Genomic DNA, 18,931 nt, shown 5'->3' on the forward strand with positions numbered 1-18,931 from the left:
CACAGGCCCGAGCAGGCCAGGAGAGGGCCCTCAGGACAGCCCGAGCAGCTCCCGGCACTGCGCGGGGGTCATCGGCGTGCGCTGCGCGATCCGGCCGAGGTCGACGGCACGGGAGACGAGCTGGGCGTTCGACTCGACCGGTACGCCGCGGCTGATCGTCAGCACGTCCTCCATGCCGACGCGCAGGTGACCGCCCATGGACAGCGAGGCCATCGCGACGGCGAGGGTGGAGCGGCCGATGCCGGTGGCGGACCAGGAGGTGACCGCGGGCGGGAGGGCGTTGACGCCCGCGACCAGCGCCGGGGCGGTGCCGGGCATGCCGCCGGGGACGCCCATCACGAAGTCGACGTGCACCTTGCCGCCGGCGGGGGTGCCGTACTCCTTGATCAGCCGGCCGAGGGCGTGGACCTGGCCGAGGTCGAAGAGCTCGAACTCGGGGGCGACGCCGCGCGAGAGCGCGAGCTGGTAGAGGTCCTTCACGAACGGCCACGGGTTGAGGAAGACGTCGTCGCCGAAGTTGGTGGTGCCCATGGTGAGCGAGCACGAGTCGGGCTCGGCGTCGAGGACCTTGAGCCGCTCGTCGAGCGGGTCGTGGACCGAGCCGCCCGTGGAGAGCTGGACGACGAGCGACGAGCTCTCCCGCACCGCGGCGACCCACTCGCGCAACAGCGCCTGGTCGAGCGTCGGTGCGTGCTCGCCGTCACGGACGTGGAGGTGGATCATCGCCGCCCCGGCGGCCTCGCACTCGGCGGCGGTGCGGGCGATCTCCTCGGGGGTGGTGGGGAGCTGTGGGCAGTCGGACTTCGCGGTCTCGGCCCCGGTGGGGGCGACCGTGATCAGCAGGGCGTCTGCCGGGATCTGGGAGGCCATGGCGGCATCCTTGCACCATGCGTGCGGTCATCCAGAGGGTCCTCTCCGCCAGCGTCCGGGTCGACGGGGAGGTGGTCGGCGCGATCGACGAGCCGGGCCTGCTGGTCTACCTCGGCGTCACCCACGACGACGGCCCCGAGCAGGTGGCGTGGACGGCGCGCAAGGTCTGGGACCTGCGGCTGCTGCGCGAGGAGCGCAGCGCGAGCGACGTCGGCGCGCCGGTGCTGGTGGTCAGCCAGTTCACGCTCTACGGCGACGCCCGCAAGGGCCGCCGCCCGACCTGGCAGGCGGCGGCGCCCGGCCCGGTGAGCGAGCCGGTGTACGACGCGGTGTGCGCCGAGCTCGAACGCCTCGGCGCCCGGGTCGCACGCGGGCGGTTCGGCGCGGACATGCGGGTGGAGAGCGTCAACGACGGCCCGATCACCCTCGTCCTCGACAGTCCCTAGCCCTTCGGCCCCGTCTCCCACACCCGCGCCCAGTCGACGTCCATGTGCTCGGGCAGCTCGCCGTTGAAGCGCGGCAGCTCGTAGTCGGACGAGAGCAGGCTCAGGATGAGGAACTCCGGCCTGCCGGACGTCTCGCCCTTCAGCCGCTGGGTGACCTTCCCGTCGATGCGGAAGACGTACTCCTTCGGCGTCCACTCGACCGAGAACACGTGGTACTGCTCGGCCCAGTCGTCGCCGAGGTCCTCGACGTCGGGGAGCCAGCCGCCGACGGTCTGCTTGCGGCCGGCCTTGTCGAGGAAGTAGGTGAAGCTGGTGAGACCGCCCTCGGGGTGGTCGTCGCCGAAGTACTCCATGACGTCGATCTCGGCGCCGCCCTTCTTCGGCCCACCGGGCAGCTGGCCGCCGGCGGCCTGCAGCCAGAAGGCGGAGTGCTGGCCGCGGGCGGCCTGGGTCTTGATCCGGGCGGCGGCGTAGCCGTAGGTGAAGGCGTAGGTCGCCTCGGTGCCGACGTGGCCGTTGAGCCGGATGTCAAACTTCTTGCGCTTGCCCGACGGCTGGCACAGGCCGCGGTCGGGGTCGTCGAGCACGCTGAGCCGCAGCACGCCGTCGTCGACCTCCGCGGCCGACTCGTCGGCGCGCGAGCAGGTGCGGACGCCGATGAAGCCCTGGTCGCGGGTGTCCCAGAAGCCGCCGGGCTCGTCGACGGTGTCGGTCTCGAAGTCGTCGGTGAAGGTGACCTCGGGCGCGTCCTTCGTCGACGCCTTCGCGCCGATCGCGTCGTCGCCGTCGCCGACCACGACGTGGAGGGTGCCCGCGACCGGGGTGGTGAGCGAGACCCGGCCGTCGTCGTCGGTCTCGGCGTCGGAGACGTCCTCCCAGCCGTCCTCGCCCTCGGACCACAGCGCGACCTCGGTGCCGGCGTCGACGCCGTCGACCTGCGCGTCGACGACCCAGTCGGCGTCGTCGGCGGACGCGGTGTCCTCGCCGTTGGCGGCGAGCTGCGGGTGCACGGTCACCGTGACGGCGTCGCTGGTGTCGTACGCGGGCAGGCTGGCGGTCTCGTCGGACCCGCTGCACCCGGCCAGGGTGAGCAGGCAGGCGAGGCCGGCGATCAGCATGGGGGGATGGGGTCGCATCCGCCCAGTGTGACCAACTTCGGGGAGCCCGGGCCAAATCGTCCGCGACGCGACGTGCGCCACGTACGGTGCGGGGGACCACGCGCGCGGTGACCAGCGCGGGTGTGCGAAGTTCACCGTGACTCCCCGCGTCGCTACGATGTGGGCTGCTGTCCCAAGAGAGGTCCCTGCTGCGACATGACCAACACCCACGCCGACTACCAGCTGAGTCAGCTCGACCAGCTCGAGGCGGAGTCGATCCACATCTTCCGTGAGGTCGCCGCCGAGTTCGAGAAGCCGGTCCTGATGTTCTCCGGTGGCAAGGACTCCATCGTCATGCTCCGCCTCGCGGAGAAGGCCTTCTACCCCGCGAAGATCCCGTTCCCGATCATGCAGGTCGACACGGGCCTGGACTTCCCCGAGGTCATGGAGACCCGCGACAACTGGGTCAACCGCCTGGGCGTGCGGCTCGTGGTCGCCTCGATCGACGACGCGATCGCCAACGGCGTCCTCGTCGACGACGGCAAGACCAGCCGCAACCGCATGCAGACCGCGACCCTGCTCAACGCGATCGAGGAGAACGGCTTCACCGCCGCCTTCGGTGGCGGGCGCCGCGACGAGGAGAAAGCGCGCGCCAAGGAGCGGGTCTACTCCCACCGCGACGAGTTCGGCCAGTGGGACCCGAAGATGCAGCGCCCCGAGCTCTGGAGCCTCTACAACGGCCGCCTGCACGCCGGCGAGCACATGCGCATCTTCCCGATCTCCAACTGGACCGAGCTGGACATCTGGGACTACATCGGCCGCGAGGGCATCGAGATCCCCTCGATCTACTTCAGCCACCAGCGCCGCGTCTTCGAGCGCGACGGCATGCTGATGACCGAGACGCCGCTCAACCCGATGCGCGACGGCGAGAGCGCCGAGGAGCGCACGGTGCGCTTCCGCACCTGCGGCGACATCACCCTGACGGGCTGCGTGGAGTCCACCGCCAGCACCATCGACGAGATCATCGCCGAGGTCGCGGCCGCCCGGGTCACCGAGCGCGGCGCGACCCGCGGTGACGACCGATTCTCCGAGGCGGCCATGGAAGACCGCAAGAAGGAAGGCTACTTCTGATGGGCGCCACCGATGGCCAGATGGACCTGCTCCGCTTCGCGACCGCAGGCTCCGTCGACGACGGCAAGTCGACCCTGATCGGTCGCCTGCTCTTCGACTCCAAGTCGATCTTCGCCGACCAGCTCGAGGCCGTGGAGAAGACCTCCACCGACAAGGGCCACGGCTACGTCGACCTCTCGCTGCTGACCGACGGCCTGCGCTCCGAGCGCGAGCAGGGCATCACGATCGACGTCGCCTACCGCTACTTCGCCACGCCCACCCGCAAGTTCATCATCGCGGACACCCCGGGCCACGTGCAGTACACCCGCAACATGGTCACCGGCGCCTCGACCGCCGACCTCGGCCTGGTGCTGGTCGACGCCCGCCACGGGCTGACCGAGCAGTCGCGCCGCCACGCGGTGCTGCTGTCGCTGCTGCGCGTGCCGCACCTGGTGCTCTGCATCAACAAGATGGACCTGGTCGACTGGTCGGAGGAGACCTACGAGCGGATCCACGCGGAGTTCACCCAGTTCGCGACGAAGCTCAACATCCCCGACCTCGAGGTCATCCCGATCTCCGCGCTCAACGGCGACAACGTCGTCGACCGCTCGGAGAACACGCCGTGGTACCACGGGCCGACGCTCATGCACCACCTCGAGCACGTGCACGTGGCCTCCGACCGCGACCTCGTCGACACCCGCTTCCCCGTGCAGTACGTCGTGCGGCCGAAGTCGGACGAGCACCACGACTACCGCGGCTACGCCGGCCAGGTCGCCGGCGGCGTGCTGAAGAAGGGCGACGAGGTCATCGTCCTCCCCTCCGGCATGACGTCGAAGATCGAGGGCATCGACCTGTTCGACCAGCAGGTCGACGAGGCGTTCCCGCCGATGTCGGTGACCGTCCGGCTCGAGGACGACGTCGACGTCTCGCGCGGCGACATGATCGCCCGCGTGAAGAACGCGCCGAAGCCCAGCCAGGACATCGACGCGATGGTCTGCTGGATGACCAACGAGCCGCTGCGCCCGCGCCAGAAGCTCGCCATCAAGCACACCACCCGCACGGGTCGCGCGATGGTCAAGGACATCCAGTACCGCCTCGACGTGAACTCGCTGCACCGCGACCAGGAGGCCGGCGAGCTCGGGCTCAACGAGATCGGCCGCGTCCAGCTGCGCACCACCGTGCCGCTGCTGTGCGACCCGTACTCGAAGAACCGCACCACGGGCTCGTTCATCCTGATCGACGAGGCCACCGGCGTCACCGTCGGCGCCGGCATGATCAACAGCGGCAGCTGACACCAGCCCGCTTCGCGCAGGGGCCCCGACCGTCCGCGGTCGGGGCCCCTGCTGCTTCCTGCGCTCAACGTTTGTCATGAACGCGGGAGCCGGCCGGCCAGCAGCATCCCGGCAGGCGAAGGCCGGAAGCCGAACGCTCTCACCGTCATGATGGTGATGACGCACGCACCGACCAGACACACGACGGCGACGGACGACGACAGGACCAGTTCCGACGTCGCGCGGAAACTCGCGCCGCATGCCCACACAGATCCTGACGTCCACGCCACAAGTGCAACGATCACCATGGCCCCGCGCATGAGCCGCTCCGCAAGCCCGGACACGCTGTGCCCCCGGGCAACAGTCAGCCGCCCTTCCGTGCGCATCACGCCGCGCATGGCTGGTTCGATCGCCCCTGCTTCTTCAAGGGCATCCGTAAGGCTGTCAATCGCACGGTGATAGTGGCGCAGGACCGAGCCCATTCGGACGACGCTCACACAGGCGAAGTAGCTCATCGACTGCACAGCCACCAGGAACAGGGAGGTACCGACGGCTGCTACCTCCGGTGAGTCCTCGCTGCTGCGCAGAATGGGCAGGGCGAACGCCGACGACCCGATCAGTACCGTGAAGTAGAACCCGAGGTACTGCGTTCTCATCGACTCGGTGTGCCGGTAGTGCGACCACGCCTGGTTGTACTGGTCCAGCAAGAAGCTCACGCGGTGAGATTAGATGTATCTGCTCGACTGCGCGGACGATCCTGGTTTGGGGCCAGTATCTGGCGCTCGGCAGAGGCGCTACTGTTGCCGGGTTCGGCTGCGGCTACGCCCTCGCCACCGACTCCTGACCGGCGGTCCTGGCCCGGCTCAGCGCGGCAGGACCACCCGCACCGTCGTGCCCTGCCCGGGCGCGCTGGTCGCGGTGACCTCGCCGCCGTGGGCCTCGACGATGGTGCGGACGATGCTGAGCCCCAGCCCGGCGCCCGGCACCTGGCGCGCACGGGCGTTGGAGCCGCGGAAGAACCGGGCGAACATCTGCCGCAGCTCCGCCTCCTCGAGGCCGTCGCCGTCGTCGGAGACCGTGAGCTCGACGCCGTGCTCGCCGACCACGAGCGCGACCCGCACGAGCCCGTCGCGCTGGGCGTACGTCACGGCGTTGGCGAGCAGGTTGTCGAGCGCCTGACGCAGGCGCAGCCCGTCGACCACCGCGACCAGCGGCTCGGTCAGGTCGGCCTCGATCCTCACCCCGCGCGCGTCGGCGGCGACGCCCGCCGCGTCGACCGCCTCCGAGACGACGGACGCCAGGTCGACCCGGTAGGGGTCGACGAGCGGCGACCCGGACGTCGCGCGCACGGCGAACAGCAGGTCTGCCACGAGGTGCGAGAGGCGCATCATGTTGCGGCGGGCGGCGCCGATGTGCTCGTGGACGTCGACGGGCAGGCCCGAGGTGTAGTCGAGCAGCTCGAGGTAGGCCAGCGCCGCGGTGAGGGGCGTACGCAGCTCGTGGGACACGGACGCGACGAAGTCGTCCTTGACGCGCGTGGCCCGCTGCAGGTCGGTGATGTCGTGGTAGGCCAGCACCGCGCCGGCGAAGTCGCCGGCGCGGTCGCGGACCGGCCGGGCGCTGATCGACACGGCGCGGCGCGAGAGCGGGTCCTCGCCGACCCACACCAGCAGGCCGTCGAACTCCTCCCCCGCCAGTGCGCGCACCGACGGCAGCTCCTCGCGGGTCAGCCGCCGGCCCTGCTCGGCGTCGAAGAGGAACCCGCTCTGGCCGGCGACGCCGCCATGCCCCTCGGGGTAGGCGAGGGCGAGGAAGCGGTCGTGGAACCCGTTGTGCGCCTGGTAGACGCCGTCGGCGCCGAGCAGCACCAGCCCGATCGACACGCTGTCGAGGATCGCGCCGGTCCATGCCTGCTCCGACTCGACCTCGGCCTCGGCTGCGTCGAGACGCTCGACGAACGCCTGTCGCTCGGTGAGGTCGACGATCTGGGCGATGAGGTGGAGCGGGTTGCCGTGGTCGTCGCGGACGAGGGTGGCGGAGAGGTCGCCGACGAGGACCGACCCGTCGGCGCGGAGGTAGCGCTTGGTCACCCGGAAGGAGCTGACCTCGCCCGACATCGCCCGGGCGAGCAGCCGGGCGTCGGACGCCCTGTCGTCGGCGTGGGTGATCGCCTGGAAGGTGAGCGCGAGGAGCTCCTCGCTCGTGTAGCCCAGCATGTCGCAGAGCGCGATGTTGGCCGTGAGGAACTCCCCCTCCGGCGACACCAGCGCCATCCCGACCGGCGAGTGCTCCATCGTGAGGCGCCACAAGCCGTCGGTGTCGGGCACGGGCGTACGCCTCCTCGCCACGCCGCCTCCCCGTGCCTCTGCAGGGCTGCGGCCGTCCCTCCGACGACCCGGCCCCGGTTGTCACCGTAGGGAACGGGACCGACTTCTGGCGAGGGCTGAGCAAAAGTACGGGGAAAATGTACGAACCAGCTGCCGGGCGCGCGCGGCCGCCGGAGTCAGCGCGGGAGGGTCAGCCGCACGGTCGTCCCGCAGCCGGGGGCGCTGGTCGCGCTCGCCGTCCCGCCGTGCGCCTCGAGGACCGTGCGGGCGATGCTGAGCCCGAGACCGGCGCCCGGCAGGTGGCGGCGACGGGCGTTGGCGCCGCGGTGGAAGCGGTCGAAGACGTGCGGCAGGTCGGCGGCGTCGATGCCCTCGCCCGTGTCCGCGACGGTGACCACGACCTCGGCGTCGGTCTCCTCCAGGCGCACCTCGACCCGGCCGCCGGGGCTGTAGGTGACCGCGTTGGACAGCACGTTGTCGAGGGCCTGGCGGACGGTCAGCCCGTCGGCGACGACGTCGAGGTGGCCGGGCAGGTCGGTGAGCACCTCGACCTCCGTGGCCGCCGCTTCCGGGGCGATCCCGGCGACCGCGTCACCGACCAGGTGCGCGAGGTCGACCGGGTGGGGGTCGACCAGCGGCGACCCGGACATCGCCCGGCTCGCGTAGAGCACGTCGGCGACGAGGTGCGACAGGCGCAGCACGTTGCGGAAGGCCGCGTCGACGTGGTGGCGGCACTCCGGGGGCAGGTCGCCCGACTGCTCGAGCAGCTCGAGGTGCCCGAGCGCGGAGGTCAGCGGGGTGCGCAGCTCGTGGGAGACCGACTGGACGAACTCGTCCTTGGCACGGATCGCCCGCATCATCGGGGTGACGTCGTGGAACACCATCGCCGACCCCGCCCGGTTGCCCTCGCTGTCGGGCACGTTGCGCGCCGAGATCACCAGCGCACGGCGGGTCTCGGGGTCGGGGCCGGCCCAGCACAGCACGTTGTCGAGCTCCTCGCCGCGGGCGGCGCGGGTGGAGGGGATGTCGTCCACCGGGATCAGGGCGGCCTGGTCGGCGTCGTAGATGTGACCGGGGCTGCCCACCCGGCCGGTGTGCCCGTCGGGGAAGGCGAGGTCGAAGAACCCCCGCTGGGTGGCGTTGACCGCCTGGAACCGACCCTCGAGGTCGATCAGCGCGAGCCCCACGACGTCGGTGTCGAGGATCGCGCGGGTGCGCAGCTGCTCGTCGATGACCTGCCGCTCGGCCTGCCCGAGCCGCACCTCGACGTCGTGCTTCTCGGTGAGGTCCACGACCTGGGTGATGAAGTGCTGCGGGGCGCCGCACGCGTCGCGCTGGAGCACGATCGACAGGTCGACCAGCAGCTCGCTGCCGTCCGGGCGCAGGTAGCGCTTGCGGGTGCGCTGGGCGCCGTCGTCGCCGAGCAGCTCCTGGTGCAGCTGCACGCCGTCGAGCAGGTCGTCGGGGTGCGTGATGTGGTGGAAGCTGAGCCGGGTCAGCTCCTCCTCGGTGTAGCCCAGCATCGCGCACAGCGACGGGTTGACCCGCAGGTAGCGACCCTCGGGCGACAGCAGCGCCATGCCCACCGGCGAGTGCTGCATCGTCAGGCGCCAGAGCTCGCGGTCCTCCGGCGTCAGCTCCGCCACCTGTGTCCCCCCGATCCGCGCCCGGTCGGGCGTGCTGCGACACCGTAGCCCGCGACGGCGCGGCGTGGTGGCGCTCCGGGCGAACTGCCTCCACGGCACAGGTGGCCGGCCCCGAGCCGGGACCGGCCACCTGCAGCGGCTGTGACGGGTCAGGCGCCGACGAGCACCTGCACCTCGGCCACCGAGCCCACGGCCGCGACGACGCGGGTGTCGACCGGCTCGGACTTGGGGGCGAGCGTGCGCAGGGTCCACTCGCCGTCGCCGGCGAAGAAGCGGAAGTGCCCGGTCGCCGAGGTCGGGACCTCGGCGGTGAACTCGCCGCTACGGTCGAGCAGGCGGACGTAGGCGTTGGCCACCGGCTCGGCGCCGCCGCGCAGCACCTGGCCCTGGATCACGGCCTCCTTGGCCACGTTGACCCCGTCGAGCGAGAGACCGCCCTCAGTCGCGCCGCACATCAGGCCTCGCCCTTCTCGTCGCCGAGCGCGACCGGGACGCCCACGAGGGAGCCGTACTCGGTCCACGAGCCGTCGTAGTTCTTCACGTTGTCCTGGCCGAGGAGCTCCTTGAGCACGAACCAGGTGTGCGAGGAGCGCTCGCCGATGCGGCAGTAGGCGATGGTGTCCTTGTCCCAGTCGACGCCGGCCTCGGTGTAGATCGCCTTGAGCTCGTCGTCGGACTTGAAGGTGCCGTCGTCGTTGGCCGCCTTGCTCCACGGCACGCTCGCGGCGGTCGGGATGTGGCCGGCGCGCTGGGCCTGCTCCTGCGGGAGGTGGGCCGGGGCGAGGAGGCGACCGGCGTACTCGTCGGGGCTGCGCACGTCGACGAGGTTCTGGGTGCCGATCGCGGCGACGACCTCGTCGCGGAAGGCGCGGATCGAGGAGTCCTGCTCGGTCGCGGTGTACGACGTCGTGGCGCGCTCGGTCTTCTCGTCGGTGAGCTCGCGGGAGTCGAGCTCCCACTTCTTGCGGCCTCCGTCGAGGAGCTTCACGTCCTGGTGGCCGTAGAGCTTGAAGTACCAGTACGCGTAGGCGGCGAACCAGTTGTTGTTGCCGCCGTAGAGCACGACCGTGTCGTCGTTGGACACGCCCCGCTCGGACAGCAGCGCCTCGAACTGCTCCTTGTTGACGAAGTCGCGGCGGACCTGGTCCTGGAGGTCGGTGGTCCAGTCGAGCTTGATCGCTCCCCGGATGTGGCCCTTGTCGTAGGCGGTGGTGTCCTCGTCGACCTCGACGAGGACGATGCCGTCGGTGTCGAGGTTGTCCTCGACCCACTGGGCGGTGACGAGCGAGTTCTCGCGGCTCATGGGTGGTGTGCTCCTTGTGGATTGGTTGGTCGAGGAAGGCGCTCTGCGCCTGTCACGAGACCCGGTGGGTGAAGCGGCGGATCAGCAGGTACATCTCGCAGCCGAGGCAGAAGGCGAAGACCGCGTTGAGCAGGGCTGCGGCCAGGGCGAACCCGACCGCGACCTGGCCGACGACCGTCGCGCCGGCGAGCAGGGCGACCAGCCCGACCAGCGAGAAGGCCAGCCCGACGCCCTGCGCGAAGCGGGGCGGCTCGGGCGCCTCCCACTCCGTCGGCGGCCCCAGGCGCGGGCGGACGACCGTGCGGAACAGCCAGGCGTGCGGGGTGTGCTGCACGCCGCGGGCGGCGCCGAGGGCGAAGAGCCCGGCCTGCACGGCCAGGAGCGCGGTCGACCACGGGGCCGGGAGCAGCAGGACGGCGGCCAGGACGACCGCGGTCAGCGCGGCCGCCAGCTGCGGGCCGCGCGGGTCGATCGCGTCGCGCGGCGGCGTGGTGACGCCGGCGCTCGGGGCAGTGGTGCTGGACATGTCTCTCCTGCGGACGGGTGGTCGGGCCATGACGGCACGGGCTCACCCGGCAGGTTAGTCCACAAAGTCAGTAGACTTGAAGCACCTGTGGGGGCGGCCCGTCAGGACATTCGACACAGCGCCGAGCGCACGCGGCAGTGGTCCACTGCGCGGCGACGGGTGAGCATGGTCGAGGACATGCCGACGACTCTAGGCCGCGCGGCGGTGTCGCCCTCGGCGTATCTCACGATGTGGTCCATGCATCCAGATCCTGAGATCAGACCTGCGCGAGGGCGGTCAGCACCTGGTCGCGGGTGGGCGCGCCGGACGCGCGGGTGACCTCGCGGCCGTCGGCGTCGAGGACCACCGTGGTGGGCGTGCGGAGGATGCCGAAGGCACGGGTCGCGTCGAGGTGATGCTCGGCGTCGACCTCGACGTGGGCCACGCCGTCGACCAGACCGGTGACCTCGTCGAGGACGCGACGCGTCGCGCGGCACGGCGCGCAGAACGCGCTGGAGAACTGGAGCAGGGTGGCCCGCTCGCCCAGCGCCGCACCGACGGTCGCGACCAGCTCGGCGCCGGCGGGCACCTCGGCGGACACCTCGGCGGACACCTCGGCGGACACCTCGACCCCGGCGACCTCCGCGGGGGCCGCTCCGGTCGCGGACGGCGTACGCACCGCCCGGGTGCCGGTGAAGCGTCCGTCGGTCGCCGCCCGCCACAGTCCGAACCCGAGGGCGAGCGCGACGGCCGCGACGGCGATCCAGGCTCCGGTGCTCATGCGGGCCTCAACGCCGCGTGCGCGCGGGGTGTTCCCGGTCCCCTAGCGCCGCTCGTGCCGCTCGAGCCGGGCGCGCAGCAGCGCGTTCTCCTCCTCGAGCGCGAGGACCGCGGCGATGCCGGCCAGGTTGAGCCCGGCCGCCAGCAGGTCGCGGATCCGGTGCAGCCGGTCGATGTCGTCGGGGCTGTAGAGCCGCGAGCCGCCCGGGGTGCGGGCCGGGTCGAGCAGGCCACGACGCTCGTAGACGCGCAGGTTCTGCACCTGCAGGGACGTCATCTCGGCCGCCACCGAGATCGCGAACACCCCGACGTCGCGCGCCATCGCCACCCTCCCCTCGTCACCTGCCTGCTGGGGCTTGATCCTGCCTGATCCGTGGACTATAAGAAACCTGTATCCGTTGTTACAGATATCGGGACACTCCCGACGACCGCAGAGGAGGAAGCCACCATGTTGATCCGCAACGCCGACCCGTTCCGCGAGCTCGACCGCCTCACCCAGCAGCTCATGGGCACCACCAACCGGCCCGTCGCGATGCCGATGGACGCCTGGCGCGAGGGTGACCGGTTCGTCCTCGAGTTCGACCTCCCGGGCGTGAGCCCCGAGTCGGTCGACCTCGACGTCGAGCGCAACGTCCTGACCATCCGGGCCGAGCGCGTCGCCGGCAACGGCGACTGGCAGATGCTCGCCAGCGAGCGCCCGCGCGGAGCCTTCAGCCGCCAGCTCGTGCTGGGCGACAACCTCGACCTCGAGCACATCGACGCGTCCTACCGCGACGGCGTCCTGCGCCTGGTCGTCCCGGTCGCGGAGAAGGCCAAGCCGCGCCGGATCGAGGTCCGCACCGACGCGGAGGCGCCGACCGCGATCGGGGCCTGAGCACCCGGCCGCAGACGCGGAGCGGGGCCCCGGGAGTGATCCCGGGGCCCCGCTGTCGTGTGGTGCCGTGCTGCTGGAGGGCGTCAGCCCTTCTTCTTCACCTTGACGGTCTTCGCGATCTCCGCGTCGCCGTACTTCTTGCCCTTGAGGTCGATGGAGAAGACCAGCTTGTTCTTGCCCTTGACGAGCTTCTTCACCGTGAGGCGGGCCTGGCCGTTGACGATCTTGGCCTTGCCGACCTTCTTGTAGACCGGCGCGCCGAACTCGTCGGTGCGCACGATCTTCTGCACGACGACCGTGCCCTTGAACTTCTTGGCCTTCACCTTCTTGTCCGAGACCTTGACGGTCGCGGTCGAGCCGTTGACCGAGATCTTGACCTTCGGCTTCTTGGCGATCTTCTGGGTGGTGGTCGTCGCGATGCCCGTGACGCCGCCGTTGCTCGCGGTCACCTGGAGGGTGATCCGGTCACCCTTGTACTTCTTGGAGACCTTCAGCGTGCGGTTCTGGCCGACGACCTCGCCGTCGACGAGCCACGCGTAGTCGTAGGTCGTGTCGCTGTCGAGCGTCCAGACGCCCGGGACCGCGCGGATCTTGCCGCCGAGGAAGGGGTTGCCCTTGATCTCGGGCGAGCGCAGGGCACGCATGCCCTCCTCGAGGTCGGCGTCGATGCCGGTCGCGGACTTGCCGCTGGTCACCGTGATGGTCTTCGCGGTGGCGTAGTTCGTGTTGTCGTACCACTCCGGGCCGAAGAACGGGCCCGACGAGCCGCCGCCGTCGACGAAGAGCACCTTGTAGGTGCCCGGCTTCAGCGAAGTGAGGGCGTAGGTGCCGTCGTCGTCGACCTCGGCGTAGGCGAAGCTGCCGGCGGAGACGAGGCCGTCCTTGGCGTCGACGACCTGCACCGCGACGCCGTCGGTCGAGACCGTCGACTTCGTGGAGACGGTGCCGGAGATGCCGCCGGCGAGCGGCAGGACCACGTTGACGCCCGCGGCCGGGACCGGCGCCTTCGCGGCGGCGTCGTAGGACTGCGCACCGCCGTACCAGCGGGTGAGGCGGTCGTACTGGCCCTCCTCGCGCGGGAGCTCGTCGGAGACGCCGATCTTGAACTCGTTCTCCGAGGAGCCGGTGCTGGCCGGGTCGAGGTCGGTGAAGGCGTACTGGCCGGCGCGGTTGGTGAGCACGGTGTCGTAGCGCTGCTCCTCGCCGGCCTTCAGCGGGGTGTTCCAGGCGGACACGCTCACGCCGATGGCCGGCGCACCGGACGAGTCGGTGATGGTGCCGCTGAGGTCGATCGTCGCCGGGTCGATGGCGAACGACGGGTCGTTGGCGAGGGCCGCGTCGATCCCGGCGACGGTCGCGCCGCCGTTGAGGACCAGCTCGGTGGCGGTGGCACGGTCGGGCTTGTCGGCGAACCACTCGCCCAGGAACTGGCCGATCGGGTCGTCGAACTGGACCTTGTAGATGCCCTCCGCGGCGCCGTCGATGCGGAACACGCCGCTGGCGTCGGTGTAGTCGGTGTAGGCGCCGAAGTCGTCGGAGTACGCGGTGACCTCGACCCGCTCGAGCGGGGTGCCGTCGGTGTTGGTGAGGCGGCCGGTCAGCACGCCGCCGCGCACGACGCCGATGTCGCCGAGGGCGAGCGGGGCCGCGCCGAGGGTGATCGCGTCGGCGGTCTCCTCGGTGGTCTTGTCGGTGTACCACTCGTCGGCGTAGCCGGCGGGGCGGACCTGCAGCTTGTAGGAGCCGGCGATCGGGGCGCCGATCTTGAAGGTGCCGTCGCGCTCGATGCGCGCCGACGAGACGAAGCTGCCGCCGGCGTGCAGGCTCACCGAGCCGCCGCGCACGGGGCGACCGGACGCGTTGACGACGCGACCGGTGGCGCTCGGGGCGGCGGCGAGGGCGACGGGCGCGAGGGCGGTCGGGCCGGTCACGGCGACCGGGTCGGCGGACGCGAGGTCGGCCTTGTCGGTGTAGAACTCCGTGGCCAGGGTGCCGTCGGCGCTCTCGAACTCGAACTTGTAGGTGCCGGGCTCGAGCGGGAGGTTCATCCGGCCGTCGGCGAGGTACTGGCCGTCGATCGCGAAGTAGCTGCCGTCGCTCTGGCCGAGGTAGGCCGTGACGTAGCCCTCGACCGGGTTGCCGGCCGAGTCGGTGACGGTCGTGGTGACCCCCACCGGAGCGGCGTGGGCCGGCAGTGCCGTCCCCGCCGTCAGTGCTGCCGTGGCGAGCGCACCCGCCGCCACGGTGGAAAGGAGGCGCGTGCGCGCCCCACCAGACCCAGCAAGCATGCTTGGTTCCCCCTGTATTCGAATGTCTTCCATGAGGCCGCGCGAGCCTGAGAGCGCGCACGTGCCCGTGCGCGTCGTCAGCGAAGCTCGTCCCCCGTGCGGAGCCATGGGACTCCGAACGGGTGCATCATGGCCCATCGGGCCCGATCCGCAAACACCCGGGGGGTGAGAATTTCCTTCCGCCTCTGCAGGCGGCGCCGGTCAGCCGCCGGCGAACGGCGGCAGCAGCTCGACCACCGAGCCGCCCGGGACGACGACGGTCGCGGGGTCCCTCGACCCCACCGGCTGCTCGCCCAGCAGCACCGAGCAGACCCCCACGGTGCGGGCCATCCGGTCGTCGGGGTGACGCTCGAGGACCAGCGCGACGAGCCCGGCGAGGGTCGTCCCGGGCGGCACGTCGAAGGTGTCCTCGGCGGTCCCGGCGGCTGCGCGGGCGCCCGCCCAGTAGCGCACCGTGACCGTCTCACGTCCCTGTTCACGCCCGATGTCGGTGCCCATGCGGGATATCCTGCCTTGTCCCCGGGAGACGAGGAGGCCACCGCCATGAGCACACTGCTGCTCCTCACGGGTGCCCTGCAGCCGTCCGCCGAGGTGCTGCCGGGCCTGGCGCTGCTCGCGCACAGCGTCAAGATCCTCCCCGCGCAGGGCAGCGCCCTGCTCGACGCACCCGACGCCGACCTGGTGCTGGTCGACGGACGCCAGGACCTCGCCGCCGCGCGCGACCTGTGCCGACTGATCCGCACGACGGGCGCCGACGCCCCGGTCCTGCTCGTCGTCACCGAGGGCGGTCTCGCCGTCGTCGCCCACGACTGGGGCATGGACGACGTGGTGCTCCACACCTGCGGCCCCGCCGAGCTCGACGCGCGCATCCGCCTCGCCATCGGGCGTACGACCGCCGCCGCGCCCGACGACCCCGCGGCCCACGTCATCCACCGCGGCGAGGTCGTCGTCGACGACGCCACCTACACCGCCCGGATCAGCGGGCGTCCGCTCGACCTGACCTACAAGGAGTTCGAGCTCCTGAAGTACCTCGCCCAGCACCCGGGGCGGGTCTTCAGCCGCGAGCAGCTGCTGCAGGAGGTCTGGGGCTACGACTACTTCGGCGGCACCCGCACCGTCGACGTCCACGTCCGGCGGCTGCGCGCCAAGCTCGGCCCGGAGCACGAGCACCACATCGGCACGGTCCGCAACGTCGGCTACCGGTTCGTCGTCCCCACCCGCGAGAAGGACTCCGAGGAGTCCGGCGCGCGCACCAGCGCCGGCTGAGCCGTCGGGCGCTCAGCGGGGAGGATCCCCGTGACATACCGCGAGCGATCGTCCCCACTGATCCGTCCACAGGCGGGGTGAGCCCCGCTTCGGCACCCACCCCGGCGGGCAGACGTATGCCGTGCCGTGCGCCTCGATGCCGTCTCCGACCTGCTCGCCACCCAGCGAGGCGTCGTCAGCCGCCGCCAGCTGCTCACCGCGGGGGTCACCCAGACCGGCATCGACACGCTGCTGCGGCGCCGCGACCTCGTCCTGCTCCACCCCGGCACCTACCTCACCCACACCGGCCGGCCCACGTGGGAGGAGCGGTCCTGGGCGGCGGTGCTCCACTCCGGTCGCTCGGCGCTCCACCTCGGCTCCGCGCTGCACCGGCCCGGCAAGGATCCCCCGCCCCCGGGGCCGATCCACGTCGCGATCGACTGGTCGCGCCGCGTCGCTCCGGTGAACGGCGTCCAGGTGCACCGGGTGCGCGGGCTCGACGGCCTCGTGCAGTGGCACGTGTCCCCGCCGCGCGTCCGGCTCGAGGTCGCGGCGGTGGAGGTCGCGCACCGGGCGCCCGACGACCTGGCGGCGATCTCCGCGCTCGCCACGGTGGTGGGTGCCAGGCGTACGGTCGCGACCCGGCTCGGGGTGGAGATCGAGCGGCGCGGGCGGCTGCGGCGTCGGGACCTGCTGACCGACCTGCTCGCCGACCTCGACCGCGGCACGCACAGCGTGCTGGAGCACGGCTACCTCGCCCGTGTGCTGCGTCCGCACGGCATGCCCGAGCCAACCTCGCAGCAGGTGCCGGTGGGCGGCCCGCGAGGCCGGGAGTACCGCGACGCCGGCCACGTCGACCTCGCCGGGACCGTGGTCGAGCTCGACGGGAGCCTCCACGACGGGAGCGAGGCCCGCGACGACGACGCGGACCGGGACCTCGACGACCTCGCGCGGGGCAGCGCCACGCCGCGGCTGCGCTACCGGCAGGTCTTCGCGACCCCGTGCCGGACCGCGGCCCGGCTCGCCGAGATCTTCCACGCGCGCGGCTGGGCCGGCACGCCACACCCGTGCGACTCGCCCGCCTGCGACCTGCGGGGAGGACCGTCGTGACATACCGCGAGCGATCCTCCCCACTCATCCGTCCACGGCGGGCTCACGCGCCCGTCTCGCTAGTCTCGCCCCCATGGCAGAGCGCGAGCAGGTGGAGGAGGTCGCGCGGGCCTGCGCGGCGGCAGACGGGACCGACCCGCTGGACGAGGCGGCCCACATGGCGCTGGCCGACGGCACCGCGACCCTCGTCGCCGGCGACCACGGCTTCGCGCTGCTCCACGACGGTGACCTGAGCCTCGCCGTCCACCCCGACCACCGCGGGCGCGGCGTCGGCGCCGACCTGCTCGCCCGGGTGGCCCGCGACGGCGACCTGGCGGCGTGGTCGCACGGGGACCATCCCGCCGCGGCCCGGCTCGCCGAGCGCCACGGGTGGGACCGTGTCCGCGACCTGTGGGTGATGCGGCGCGACGCGGCGGCCGAGCTGCCGCCGCTGGTCGTGCCCGATGGCGTGCGCGTGCGCGCGTACGACGACTCCGACGCCGAGGCGGTCGTGGCGGTCAACGCGGCCGCGTTCGCGCACCACCCCGAGCAGGGGTCGATGGACCTCGCCAACCTCGCGCGCCGGATGGCCGAGCCGTGGTTCGACCCGGCCGGGCTGCTCGTCGCCGAGGACGCGTCCGGGGTGCTCGGCTTCCACTGGACCAAGCAGCACGACGCGTCGCTCGGGGAGGTCTACGTCGTCGGCGTCTCCCCCGCGGCCCAGGGCCGCGGGCTGGGCAAGGTGCTCACCCTCGCCGGCCTGCAACACCTCCACGGCCTCGGCGTCGGCGAGGTGCTGCTCTACGTCGAGGCCGACAACGCGCCCGCGGTCGCGGTCTACTCAAGGCTCGGCTTCACCCACGCCGCCGCCGACACCCACGTGCAGTACCGCCGCCGCGCCTGACCTGCTCCTCCCGCCACCCGGCCGACCTCCCGCCACTCCGGCCGACCTCCCGCCACCCCGGCCGGCCTCCCGCCACCCCGGCCGACCTCCCGCCACCTCTCGGTATCTATGGACGTTCTGGTGGGAGATCTCGGCCTCCGGCCCACCAGAACGTCCATAGATACCCCACGTCGGCGAGCTCAGCCGGGCGTCAGCCGGCGGGAGGGGCCGGCGGGAGGGGCGGGCGGGGCCGGTCGTCAGCGGAGCCTGGGGCGTACGTGCAGCCCGACCTCCGGGTCGACGACGACCTCCTGGGCGGCGGGCATCGCGTCGACGGCGAGCGGGGCGTCGACGGGGACCTTGCGCTTGACGAGCCCGAGGGCGATCGGGCCGAGCTCGTGGTGGCGGGCGCTGGAGCCGACGAAGCCGACCTCGCGGCCCTCGTGGGTCAACGCCGCCCCCGCGGCGGGGAGCCGGTTCTCCGAGCCGTCGAGGTGGAGCAGCACCAGCCGGCGCGGGGGCCGGCCGAGGGTGTGGACGCGCGCGACGGTCTCCTGACCGCGGTAGCAGCCCTTGTCGAGGTGGACGGCCGAGCCGATCCAGCCGACCTCGTTGGGGATCGTGCGGTGGTCGGTGTCGATCCCGAACCGGGGCTCGCCCCGCTCGATCCGCAGCGCCTCGAAGGCCCAGAGCCCGCACGCGGGCCCGGCCGCCTCGGCGTACGCCTCGAGCCGCTCGCGTGGCACGAGGTCGTACCGCCCCGCGCCCTCGCCCGGGCGCCACATCACGGCGAGGTCGTCGACCAGCGACACCTCGACCCGCGTCATGAACTTCATCCGCTCCAGCCACTCGACCAGCGCGGCGCCCGCGCCGGGCTCGGTGTGGGCGGTGAACGACTCACCGTCGTCGACGCCGGCGAAGGCGTGCTCGACGTGGCCCTGCGGGCTCAGCACCAGCGCCTGCACCCAGGTGCCGGGAGCGAGGCCGTCGAAGTACTGCGTGGTCAGGTTGTGCAGCCACGACAGCCGCTCGGGACCGGCGACCCGGAGGACGTCGCGGTGCGAGAGGTCGACGAAGCCGTCGCCCTGCGCCAGGGTGCGCTGCTCGGTGTTGAACGAGCCGTAGTGCGCGGCCACGGGGGCGTCGATGCCGTCGCCGGCGACCGCTCCGGGCAGGGACATCAGGGGGCTGGCCATG

20 protein-coding genes are annotated in these 18,931 nt (G+C 72.0%); 7 read left to right on the plus strand and 13 right to left on the minus strand.

The window, feature by feature from the left end; translation table 11 throughout:
- Positions 1 to 30: 30 nt before the first annotated feature.
- Complete coding sequence (locus LN652_RS10505; protein WP_230444608.1) at positions 31 to 870, minus strand: BKACE family enzyme; 840 nt, start codon at positions 868 to 870, stop codon at positions 31 to 33.
- A gap of 17 nt (positions 871 to 887) precedes the next feature.
- Between LN652_RS10505 and dtd the strand changes: the two genes are divergently transcribed.
- Complete coding sequence (dtd, locus tag LN652_RS10510; protein ID WP_230444609.1) at positions 888 to 1,316, plus strand: D-aminoacyl-tRNA deacylase; 429 nt, start codon at positions 888 to 890, stop codon at positions 1,314 to 1,316.
- Here the strand turns inward: dtd and LN652_RS21905 are convergent.
- Positions 1,313 to 2,452 (minus strand): glycoside hydrolase family 16 protein, encoded by a 1,140-nt coding sequence (locus tag LN652_RS21905; RefSeq protein ID WP_268932250.1) that lies wholly within the window; start codon positions 2,450 to 2,452, stop codon positions 1,313 to 1,315. The genes dtd and LN652_RS21905 overlap by 4 nt on opposite strands.
- A gap of 177 nt (positions 2,453 to 2,629) precedes the next feature.
- Here LN652_RS21905 and cysD point away from each other — a divergent pair, with 177 nt between their 5' ends.
- Together cysD and LN652_RS10525 are read left to right on the plus strand one after the other, a co-directional pair.
- Complete coding sequence (gene cysD, locus LN652_RS10520; RefSeq protein WP_230444610.1) at positions 2,630 to 3,544, plus strand: sulfate adenylyltransferase subunit CysD; 915 nt, start codon at positions 2,630 to 2,632, stop codon at positions 3,542 to 3,544.
- Positions 3,544 to 4,815 carry a sulfate adenylyltransferase subunit 1 gene (locus tag LN652_RS10525; protein WP_230444611.1) on the plus strand — a complete coding sequence of 424 codons (1,272 nt, stop codon included), beginning with the start codon at positions 3,544 to 3,546 and terminating at the stop codon, positions 4,813 to 4,815. Before cysD ends, LN652_RS10525 begins: the two co-directional genes overlap by 1 nt.
- 74 nt (positions 4,816 to 4,889) lie before the next feature.
- Here LN652_RS10525 and LN652_RS10530 read toward each other — a convergent pair whose 3' ends face one another.
- The 8 genes from LN652_RS10530 to LN652_RS10565 form a co-directional block, all read right to left on the minus strand.
- On the minus strand, positions 4,890 to 5,510 hold the full coding sequence (locus LN652_RS10530; RefSeq protein ID WP_230444612.1) for a hypothetical protein: 621 nt from the start codon (positions 5,508 to 5,510) through the stop codon (positions 4,890 to 4,892).
- Positions 5,511 to 5,657: 147 nt separating this feature from the next.
- Positions 5,658 to 7,121 carry a sensor histidine kinase gene (locus LN652_RS10535; RefSeq protein ID WP_230444613.1) on the minus strand — a complete coding sequence of 488 codons (1,464 nt, stop codon included), beginning with the start codon at positions 7,119 to 7,121 and terminating at the stop codon, positions 5,658 to 5,660.
- Between the two features lie 176 nt (positions 7,122 to 7,297).
- Entirely contained in the window at positions 7,298 to 8,767 is a 1,470-nt protein-coding gene (locus tag LN652_RS10540; protein ID WP_230444614.1) for a sensor histidine kinase, read from the minus strand.
- A 149-nt stretch (positions 8,768 to 8,916) separates the two neighbouring features.
- Entirely contained in the window at positions 8,917 to 9,222 is a 306-nt protein-coding gene (locus LN652_RS10545; protein ID WP_230444615.1) for a DUF1416 domain-containing protein, read from the minus strand.
- Positions 9,222 to 10,070 (minus strand): sulfurtransferase, encoded by an 849-nt coding sequence (locus tag LN652_RS10550; RefSeq protein ID WP_230444616.1) that lies wholly within the window; start codon positions 10,068 to 10,070, stop codon positions 9,222 to 9,224. Before LN652_RS10550 ends, LN652_RS10545 begins: the two co-directional genes overlap by 1 nt.
- Positions 10,071 to 10,122: 52 nt before the next feature.
- Positions 10,123 to 10,596, minus strand: coding sequence for a DUF4395 domain-containing protein (locus tag LN652_RS10555; RefSeq protein WP_230444617.1), 474 nt, complete (start codon positions 10,594 to 10,596; stop codon positions 10,123 to 10,125).
- A gap of 256 nt (positions 10,597 to 10,852) precedes the next feature.
- A complete protein-coding gene (locus tag LN652_RS10560) occupies positions 10,853 to 11,356 on the minus strand; it encodes a TlpA family protein disulfide reductase (RefSeq protein ID WP_230444618.1) in 504 nt (167 codons plus the stop codon).
- Positions 11,357 to 11,398: 42 nt separating this feature from the next.
- A complete protein-coding gene (locus LN652_RS10565; protein ID WP_230444619.1) occupies positions 11,399 to 11,677 on the minus strand; it encodes a MerR family transcriptional regulator in 279 nt (92 codons plus the stop codon).
- Positions 11,678 to 11,803: 126 nt separating this feature from the next.
- On the opposite strand from LN652_RS10565, the gene LN652_RS10570 reads away from it, so the two are divergent.
- Positions 11,804 to 12,229: an Hsp20/alpha crystallin family protein gene (locus tag LN652_RS10570; RefSeq protein ID WP_230444620.1), complete on the plus strand. Its 426-nt coding sequence runs from the start codon at positions 11,804 to 11,806 to the stop codon at positions 12,227 to 12,229.
- An 83-nt stretch (positions 12,230 to 12,312) separates the two neighbouring features.
- Here LN652_RS10570 and LN652_RS10575 read toward each other — a convergent pair whose 3' ends face one another.
- Together LN652_RS10575 and LN652_RS10580 are read right to left on the minus strand one after the other, a co-directional pair.
- Entirely contained in the window at positions 12,313 to 14,403 is a 2,091-nt protein-coding gene (locus tag LN652_RS10575; protein WP_230444621.1) for a carboxypeptidase-like regulatory domain-containing protein, read from the minus strand.
- 315 nt (positions 14,404 to 14,718) lie between these two features.
- Positions 14,719 to 15,015 (minus strand): MoaD/ThiS family protein, encoded by a 297-nt coding sequence (locus LN652_RS10580; RefSeq protein WP_230444622.1) that lies wholly within the window; start codon positions 15,013 to 15,015, stop codon positions 14,719 to 14,721.
- A 45-nt stretch (positions 15,016 to 15,060) separates the two neighbouring features.
- On the opposite strand from LN652_RS10580, the gene LN652_RS10585 reads away from it, so the two are divergent.
- From LN652_RS10585 to mshD, 3 genes are all read left to right on the plus strand, one after another.
- Positions 15,061 to 15,783 (plus strand): winged helix-turn-helix transcriptional regulator, encoded by a 723-nt coding sequence (locus LN652_RS10585; RefSeq protein WP_230444623.1) that lies wholly within the window; start codon positions 15,061 to 15,063, stop codon positions 15,781 to 15,783.
- 126 nt (positions 15,784 to 15,909) lie between these two features.
- The gene (locus LN652_RS10590) at positions 15,910 to 16,872 is read left to right on the plus strand and encodes a hypothetical protein (RefSeq protein ID WP_230444624.1); all 963 of its coding nucleotides are present in this window, start codon (positions 15,910 to 15,912) and stop codon (positions 16,870 to 16,872) included.
- 73 nt (positions 16,873 to 16,945) lie between these two features.
- Entirely contained in the window at positions 16,946 to 17,755 is an 810-nt protein-coding gene (gene mshD, locus LN652_RS10595; protein WP_230444625.1) for a mycothiol synthase, read from the plus strand.
- Positions 17,756 to 17,991: 236 nt separating this feature from the next.
- On the opposite strand, the gene ygfZ is transcribed toward mshD, so the two are convergent.
- Positions 17,992 to 18,930 (minus strand): CAF17-like 4Fe-4S cluster assembly/insertion protein YgfZ, encoded by a 939-nt coding sequence (gene ygfZ / locus LN652_RS10600; RefSeq protein WP_230444626.1) that lies wholly within the window; start codon positions 18,928 to 18,930, stop codon positions 17,992 to 17,994.
- Between the last annotated feature and the right edge of the window lies 1 nt (position 18,931).

Source organism: Nocardioides okcheonensis, assembly GCF_020991065.1.
Lineage (GTDB): Bacteria > Actinomycetota > Actinomycetes > Propionibacteriales > Nocardioidaceae > Nocardioides > Nocardioides okcheonensis.